The sequence below is a fragment of the Intrasporangium sp. genome (assembly GCF_051961875.1).
GTDB lineage: Bacteria > Actinomycetota > Actinomycetes > Actinomycetales > Dermatophilaceae > Intrasporangium_A.
Window position 1 is genome coordinate 1 of record NZ_JBQCCV010000312.1, and the last position, 7,164, is coordinate 7,164.

Consider the following 7,164-nt stretch of genomic DNA (forward strand, 5'->3'; position numbering starts at 1 on the left):
CCTCAAGCACGTCCTCGGCACCGACCACGCTGTGCTCGCCGCCGAGACTCCCGAGCACCTGCGTCCCCGCGACATCCGCTGGCACGAGCAGGCGCCCGAGGGCAAGCTCGACCTCGTCTGCACCCTCGACTTCCGGATGACCAGCTCGACGATCTTCAGCGACGTCGTCCTGCCGGCCGCCACCTGGTACGAGAAGCACGACATCAACACGACCGACATGCACCCGTTCATCCACTCGTTCAACCCGGCCATCAGCCCGCCGTGGCAGACCCGCACCGACTGGGACGCCTTCCAGAGCATCGCGGAGGCGTTCGCACCGCTCGGGGCCAAGCACCTCGGCGTCCGCAAGGACCTCGTCGTCGCACCGCTCCTGCACGACACCGCCGAGGCGATGGCCAACCCGCACGGCATCGTCCGTGACTGGAAGGCCGGCGAGTGCGAGCCGATGCCCGGCAAGACGATGCCCAAGCTGGTCGTCGTCGAGCGGGACTACGGCGCCATCTACGACAAGATGGTCAGCCTCGGCCCGCTCCTCGACAAGCTCGGCACGACGACGAAGGGCATCACCTACGACGTCAAGCGCGAGGTCGAGCGGCTCGGCCACCTCAACGGTGTCCTGCGCGGCGGGGTCAAGAGCGGTCGCCCGAGCATCAAGACCGGGGTGCAGGCGGCGCAGGCGATCATGAGCCTGTCCGGCACGACGAACGGCCACCTCGCGGTCCAGGGCTTCAAGACCCTCGAGGCACGCACCGGTCACGTCATGCACGACCTCGCCGCCGAGCATGAGGGCAAGGAGATCAACTTCGCCGACATCCAGGCGGCTCCCGTCCCGGTCATCACGAGCCCCGAGTGGTCCGGCTCCGAGACCGGCGGCCGGCGCTACAGCCCGTTCACCATCAACGTCGAGCGGCTCAAGCCGTGGCACACCCTCACCGGGCGCCAGCACTTCTACCTCGACCACGACTGGATGCTCGAGATGGGTGAGGGCCTGCCGATCTACCGGCCACCACTGGACATGAAGAAGCTCTTCGGCGAGCGCGAGCTCGGCACGGTCGACGAGCTCGGCGTGACCGTGCGCTACCTGACCCCGCACAACAAGTGGTCGATCCACTCGGAGTACCAGGACAACCTCTTCATGCTGTCCCTCGCGCGCGGTGGACAGGCGATCTGGATGTCCGACAAGGACGCCGCCAAGGTCGGCATCAAGGACAACGACTGGATCGAGGCGGTCAACCGCAACGGCGTCGTCGCCGCGCGCGCGATCGTGAGCCACCGCATGCCCGAGGGGACGGTCTACATGCACCACGCCCAGGACCGGCTCATCGACGTCCCGCGCACCGAGACCAACGGCCGCCGGGGCGGCATCCACAACTCCCTGACGCGGATCCTCGTCAAGCCGAGCCACCTCATCGGCGGCTACGCCCAGCTGGCCTTCGCGTTCAACTACCTCGGCCCGACCGGAAACCAACGAGACGAGGTGACGGTGATCCGTCGCCGCACCGAGAAGGTGGAGTACTGACATGCGCATCATGGCCCAGATGGCGATGGTGATGAACCTCGACAAGTGCATCGGCTGCCACACCTGCTCGGTGACGTGCAAGCAGGCGTGGACCAACCGCTCCGGCATGGAGTACGTCTGGTTCAACAACGTGGAGACCCGGCCGGGGCTCGGCTACCCCCGCACGTACGAGGACCAGGACACCTGGCAGGGCGGCTGGGAGCTGAGCAAGAAGGGCCGGCTCACGCTCAAGGCCGGCGGCCGGTGGAAGAAGCTCGCCACGATCTTCTCCAACCCGAAGCTGCCGTCCCTCGAGGACTACTACGAGCCGTGGACCTACGACTACGCCAACCTCATCAACGCCCCGGCCCAGGACGTCTTCCCGGTCGCCCGGCCGATGTCGCTCATCTCCGGCAAGCCGATGAACATCAGCTGGTCGGCGAACTGGGACGACAACCTCGGTGGCAGCCAGGAGGTCGCCATCAAGGACCCGATGCTCAAGGGCATCGAGGACAAGGTGACGTTCGAGTTCGAGCAGACCTTCATGTTCTACCTGCCGCGGATCTGCGAGCACTGCCTCAACCCGAGCTGTGCGGCGAGCTGCCCGAGCGGCGCGATCTACAAGCGCGAGGAGGACGGCATCGTCCTCGTCGACCAGGACCGCTGCCGGGGCTGGCGGATGTGCGTCTCCGGCTGCCCCTACAAGAAGGTCTACTTCAACCACAAGACCGGCAAGGCCGAGAAGTGCACCTTCTGCTACCCCCGCATCGAGGTCGGCATCCCGACCGTCTGCGCGGAGACGTGCGTCGGCCGGCTGCGCTACATCGGCCTGATGCTCTACGACGCCGACAAGGTGCTCGACGCGGCGTCGGTCGAGGACGACCAGGCCCTCTACGAGGCGCAGTGCGACGTCTTCCTCGACCCCAACGACCCCGAGGTGGCGCGCCAGGCCGAGCTGAGCGGCATACCGCTTGACTGGATCGAGGCGGCGAAGAAGTCGCCGGTGCGGCGCCTCATCCAGGACTACAAGGTGGCGCTGCCGCTCCACCCGGAGTACCGGACGATGCCGATGGTCTGGTACATCCCGCCGCTGTCCCCGGTCGTCGACGTCGTCAAGGAGACGGGCCACGACGCGGAGAGCAAGGACAACCTCTTCGCCGCCATCGACACGCTGCGCATCCCCGTCGAGTACCTCGCCAACCTCTTCACCGCGGGCGACGTCGGCACGGTGAGCAACGTGCTGAAGAAGCTCGCCGCGATGCGCTCGTTCATGCGCGACATCAACCTCGGCGAGGACCCGCGCGAGGACATCGCCGAGGCGGTCGGCATGGACGGCGAGTCGATGTACGAGATGTTCCGGCTGCTCGCCATCGCCAAGTACGACGAGCGCTACGTCATCCCGACGGCGCACGTCGAGCAGGCACACGGGCTCGAGGAGCTCGCCACCGAGTGCCCCGTCGACTTCGACTACTCGCCCGAGAACGGCGTGTTCGGCGAGGGGTCCGGTGACCTCACGCCGGTCGCGGTCGAGAACTTCCGGATGCTCCAGCAGCGCCAGGAGGCCGACGACGTCAACCGGCTCGCCGGGGGCCGCAAGAGCCTGCGTGGCCGGGTCAACCTGCTCAACTGGGACGGCAAGGGCCGGCCCTCCGGGCTCTTCCCGGAGGAGGAGAAGAAGCCGTGAACCCCTTCCGCAGGGCTGCGCGCACACAGCCTCCTCCGCTCTCGGACGAGCAGACCCGCCTTGCCTGGCAGGCGATCTCGCTGCTGCTGGACTATCCGTCCGAGGAGCTCGTGGGTCGGCTCCCGCTGCTCCGCGAGGTCGTCGACGGGCTGCCCGACCCGGTTCGTCTGCCGCTGAGCGCCTTCCTGGCGCACCTGGCCTCCGTGCCCCTGCCGGAGGCGCAGCGCGCCTACGTCGAGACGTTCGACCACACCCGCAAGTGCTGCCTCTACCTGACGTACTTCTCGTTCGGCGACACCCGCCGACGGGGCGTGGCCCTGGTGCAGTTCAAGCAGGCGTACCGCCGGGCGGGCGTCGAGTTCTCGGCTGACGAGCTGCCGGACCACCTGGGCGTCGTGCTGGAGTTCGGTGCGACGTCCGACCTCGAGGCCGCGCGCAAGCTCATCACCGACCATCGGGCCGGGGTCGAGATGCTCCGGATCGCCTTGGCCGACAAGGGTTCCCCCTGGGCGAACCTCGCCACGGCCCTGTGTGCCACCCTGCCGTCGCTCGACGGGGAGGGCCTCGACGCGGTCCGCCGGCTCATCGAGAAGGGCCCGCCCCAGGAGGACGTCGGCCTGGAGCCCTACGCCATCGACCCGGAGCTGCACGGTGCGCCCGAGCCGCCCCCCACCGCTCCCATGGACACCCAAACCACCTTCCCGACCATCCGCGTAGGAGCCCCCTCATGAGCATCTTCCTCTGGGTGATCTTCCCGTACCTCTGCCTCGCGACCTTCGTCGTCGGCCACTTCTGGCGCTACCGCTACGACAAGTTCGGCTGGACGACCCGCAGCTCACAGCTCTACGAGTCGCGGCTCCTGCGATGGGGCAGCCCACTCTTCCACTTCGGCATGCTGGGCGTTGTCGGCGGACACATCATCGGCCTGCTCATCCCGAAGGCGTGGACGGATGCCCTGGGCATCAGCGAGTCTGCCTACCACTGGGCGGCCATCATCGGCGGGCTCGCCGCCGGCATCGCGGCGCTCGTCGGGATGGGCATCCTGATCTACCGTCGCCGCACGGTCGGGCCGGTCTTCTCGGCCACCACCGTGATGGACAAGGTCATGTACTTCTTCCTCGGCCTCGTCATCGCCCTCGGCATGTGGAACACCGTGGCCTCGAGCATCCTCGGCATCGGCTCGGCGCCCGGGGAGCACTTCAACTACCGCGACAGCGTCTCCCTGTGGTTCCGCGGCATCTTCTCGGGCAACCCTGACCCGGACTTCATGTCGAGTGCGCCGATCGGCTTCCAGCTGCACGCGTTCTTCGCCTGCGTCCTGTTCGCCCTCTGGCCGTTCACCCGGCTCGTGCACGTGTTCTCCGCGCCGGTCGGCTACATCACCCGGCCCTACATCGTCTACCGCAGCAAGGACGAGCGCGCCGGTGCCGGCGTCGGCAGCCGTGCTCCGCGGCGGGGATGGGAGCGTGTCCAGTGACGCCCGAGGAGCGCGCACCCTGGCAGGGGCACAGCCTCGGCGATCTGGTGCCGGTCGCGTCGCGTCACCACGACGCGGCCAGCGCCGGGATCGTCGACCTGCGCGAGGCGGCCCGCGAGGCGATCGAGGCGGCCCGCGCGTCGAAGCACGGCAAGGGCACGCGGGTCCTGTGGGCCGGTCCGCACCAGCGCCTCGTCGTGGTCGGGCTGGCCGAGGGGGCGCAGCTGGCCGAGCACGCGTCTCCTCCGGCGGCCAGTCTCCACGTCCTCGCCGGGACGGTCCGGCTCCATGCCGGTGAGCAGGCCGAGTGGGTCGTGAACGAGGGCGAGGTCGTCGCGATCCCGCCCGAGCGGCACGCCGTCGACGCGGTGACCGAGTCGGCGTTCCTGCTCACCGTCTCCCTCGACCCGCACCCCGACACCCCCTCGACCTACTGACCCACGCTCCACGTCGAGAGCGAGCTGAGCGGCATACCACCTCATGGGTATGCCGCTCAGCTCGCCTGTGCCGCAACGCCGCTCCCGCGGCGGGCAGGCTACATCCGCTCGGGAGCCTCGATGCCCAGCAGGTCGAGGCCCGTCACCATCGTGCGCAGCACGAGGGCGCTCAGGGTGAGCCGGGACTCCTTGACCTCGTCGGTCTCGGCTTTGAGGACGGGGCAGTTCTCGTAGAACGCCGAGAACGACTGGGCCAGCTCGAACAGGTAGCCGCAGAGGCGGTGCGGCTCGTACTCGGAGCCGACCGCGACGACGACGTCCGCGAAGTCGAGCAGCCGCTTGGCGAGGTCGCGCTCGTGCGGCTGGGTCAGCACGACGGGCGCATCCTGGACCGCCGCCTCGAGCCCGGCCTGCCGGAAGATGGAGCGCACCCGGGCGACGACGTACTGCAGGTAGGGCCCGGTGTTGCCGGTGAGCGAGACCATCCGCTCGAGGTCGAAGACGTACTCGCTGTCGTGCGCGACGGACAGGTCGGCGTACTTGACCGCGCCGATGCCGATCTGCCGGGCGATCGTTGCCCGGGTCGAGTCGTCGAGGTCGGGCCGGGCCTCGTCGATGACGCGCTGGGCCTTCTCGACCGCCTCGTCGAGCAGCATCATGAGCCGCAGCGGCTTGCCGGACCTGGTCTTGAGGATCTTGCGGTCCTCGCCCAGGACGTTGCCGATCTGGATGTGCACCGGGGTGACGTCCGCGGGCAGCCAGCCGGCCTTCCGTGCCGTGTCCCAGACCATGTTGAGGTGCAGGGCCTGCGGGGCACCGATGACGTAGAGCACCCGGTGGGCGTGCAGCTCTCCGACGCGGTACTTGATCGTCGCGAGATCCGTTGTGGCATAGCCGTATCCGCCGTCGGACTTGCGGATGATGAGTGGCACGGGCTTGCCCTCGCGGCCGGTGTAGCCGTCGAGGAAGACGCAAAGGGCGCCGTCGGAGATGGTCGCGATGCCCTTGGCCTTGAGCTCGTCACAGACCTTGGCGAGGTGGTCGTTGTACATCGACTCGCCCGCGAGGTCCGCGTCGGTCAGGGTCACGCCGAGCGTCGCGTAGACCTTGTTGAAGTAGGCCTTGGACATGTCGACGAGCCGCTGCCAGTGCACGAGCGTCGCCTCGTCACCGGCCTGGAGCTTGACGACCCGCGCCCGGGCCCGCACGTCGAAGTCACCCGCACTGCCGGGCGGCTGGGCCTTCTCCGCGGCGTCGAACTTCACCCGCGCCGCCTGGTAGAAGGCGTTCGGGTCGGTGACGAGCAGGTGCGCCTCGTCGGAGTCCTCACCCACCTCGAGCAGGTGCTCGATCAGCATCCCGAAGGGCGTGCCCCAGTCACCGACGTGGTTCTGCCGGATGACGTTGTGGCCGAGGTGCTCGAGGGTCCGGGCGAGCGAGTCGCCGACGATCGTCGTGCGGAGGTGGCCGACGTGCATCTCCTTGGCCACGTTGGGCGCCGAGTAGTCGATCGGGATGTTCTCCCGCTCCTGGGTCGGCACGCCGAGGCGGGAGTCGGCGTCGACCTCGTCGAGGAGCGAGGCGATCCAGGTGTTGCTGTAGGTGAGGTTGATGAAGCCGGGCCCACTGACCTCGACCTTGTCGCAGACGCCGTCGAGGTCGAGCGCGTCGACGACCTTCGTCGCGAGGTCGCGGGGCGGCATACCGACCTTCTTGGCGAGCGCGAGCGCCGCGTTGACCTGCACGTCCGCGAACTGCGACGGGCGCAGCACCGGGTCCACCTCGCGGTAGTCGTCGCCGAGGACGGCGGCGATCGCGGACTGGACCTTCGGGGTGAGCGCGACGAGCGGGGAAACCATGCGGGCCAGTCTAGGAGCGTGGGCGGGGTGCCCGTGTCGCCGTCCCGGGGAAGGCTCGGCAGGACCCGCATGTCGCCCCGGGCGTGTGACGGGTGGGATGAAGCGCGCACTCGACGGGGGCTAGACCAAGACTGAGCACAACACCAATACTTTAAAAAAATCCTGAGGGGCACGTCAATTGTCGGAAGACAAGTTGCCCGCGTTGCTGG

6 protein-coding genes are annotated in these 7,164 nt (G+C 68.5%); 5 read left to right on the top strand and 1 reads right to left on the bottom strand.

Translation table 11 applies throughout. From position 1 onward, the window contains the following. The 5 genes from ACTHJJ_RS19130 to ACTHJJ_RS19150 form a co-directional block, all read left to right on the top strand. Positions 1-1,519, top strand: a 1,519-nt coding sequence (locus ACTHJJ_RS19130; RefSeq protein WP_440304539.1) for a molybdopterin dinucleotide binding domain-containing protein, incomplete at its 5' end; no start/stop codon positions are given. Between the two features lies 1 nt (position 1,520). Continuing rightward, positions 1,521-3,182, top strand: coding sequence for a nitrate reductase subunit beta (gene narH, locus ACTHJJ_RS19135; protein WP_440304540.1), 1,662 nt, complete (start codon positions 1,521-1,523; stop codon positions 3,180-3,182). Next, positions 3,179-3,913, top strand: coding sequence for a nitrate reductase molybdenum cofactor assembly chaperone (gene narJ, locus ACTHJJ_RS19140; RefSeq protein WP_440304541.1), 735 nt, complete (start codon positions 3,179-3,181; stop codon positions 3,911-3,913). Before narH ends, narJ begins: the two co-directional genes overlap by 4 nt. Further along, positions 3,910-4,659 carry a respiratory nitrate reductase subunit gamma gene (gene narI, locus ACTHJJ_RS19145; RefSeq protein WP_440304542.1) on the top strand — a complete coding sequence of 250 codons (750 nt, stop codon included), beginning with the start codon at positions 3,910-3,912 and terminating at the stop codon, positions 4,657-4,659. The genes narJ and narI overlap by 4 nt, the downstream gene beginning before the upstream one ends. Beyond that, positions 4,656-5,096, top strand: coding sequence for a cupin (locus ACTHJJ_RS19150; RefSeq protein ID WP_440304543.1), 441 nt, complete (start codon positions 4,656-4,658; stop codon positions 5,094-5,096). The genes narI and ACTHJJ_RS19150 overlap by 4 nt, the downstream gene beginning before the upstream one ends. Before the next feature lie 98 nt (positions 5,097-5,194). Here ACTHJJ_RS19150 and argS read toward each other — a convergent pair whose 3' ends face one another. Beyond that, positions 5,195-6,955 (bottom strand): arginine--tRNA ligase, encoded by a 1,761-nt coding sequence (argS, locus tag ACTHJJ_RS19155; protein WP_440304544.1) that lies wholly within the window; start codon positions 6,953-6,955, stop codon positions 5,195-5,197. Positions 6,956-7,164: the final 209 nt, after the last annotated feature.

Excerpts from the sequence above, each read along its gene's own strand:
- argS (WP_440304544.1), bottom strand. The coding sequence starts at position 6,955 with ATGGTTTCCCCGCTCGTCGCGCTCACCCCGAAGGTCCAGTCCGCGATC.
- narH (WP_440304540.1), top strand. The coding sequence starts at position 1,521 with ATGCGCATCATGGCCCAGATGGCGATGGTGATGAACCTCGACAAGTGC.
- narI (WP_440304542.1), top strand. The coding sequence starts at position 3,910 with ATGAGCATCTTCCTCTGGGTGATCTTCCCGTACCTCTGCCTCGCGACC.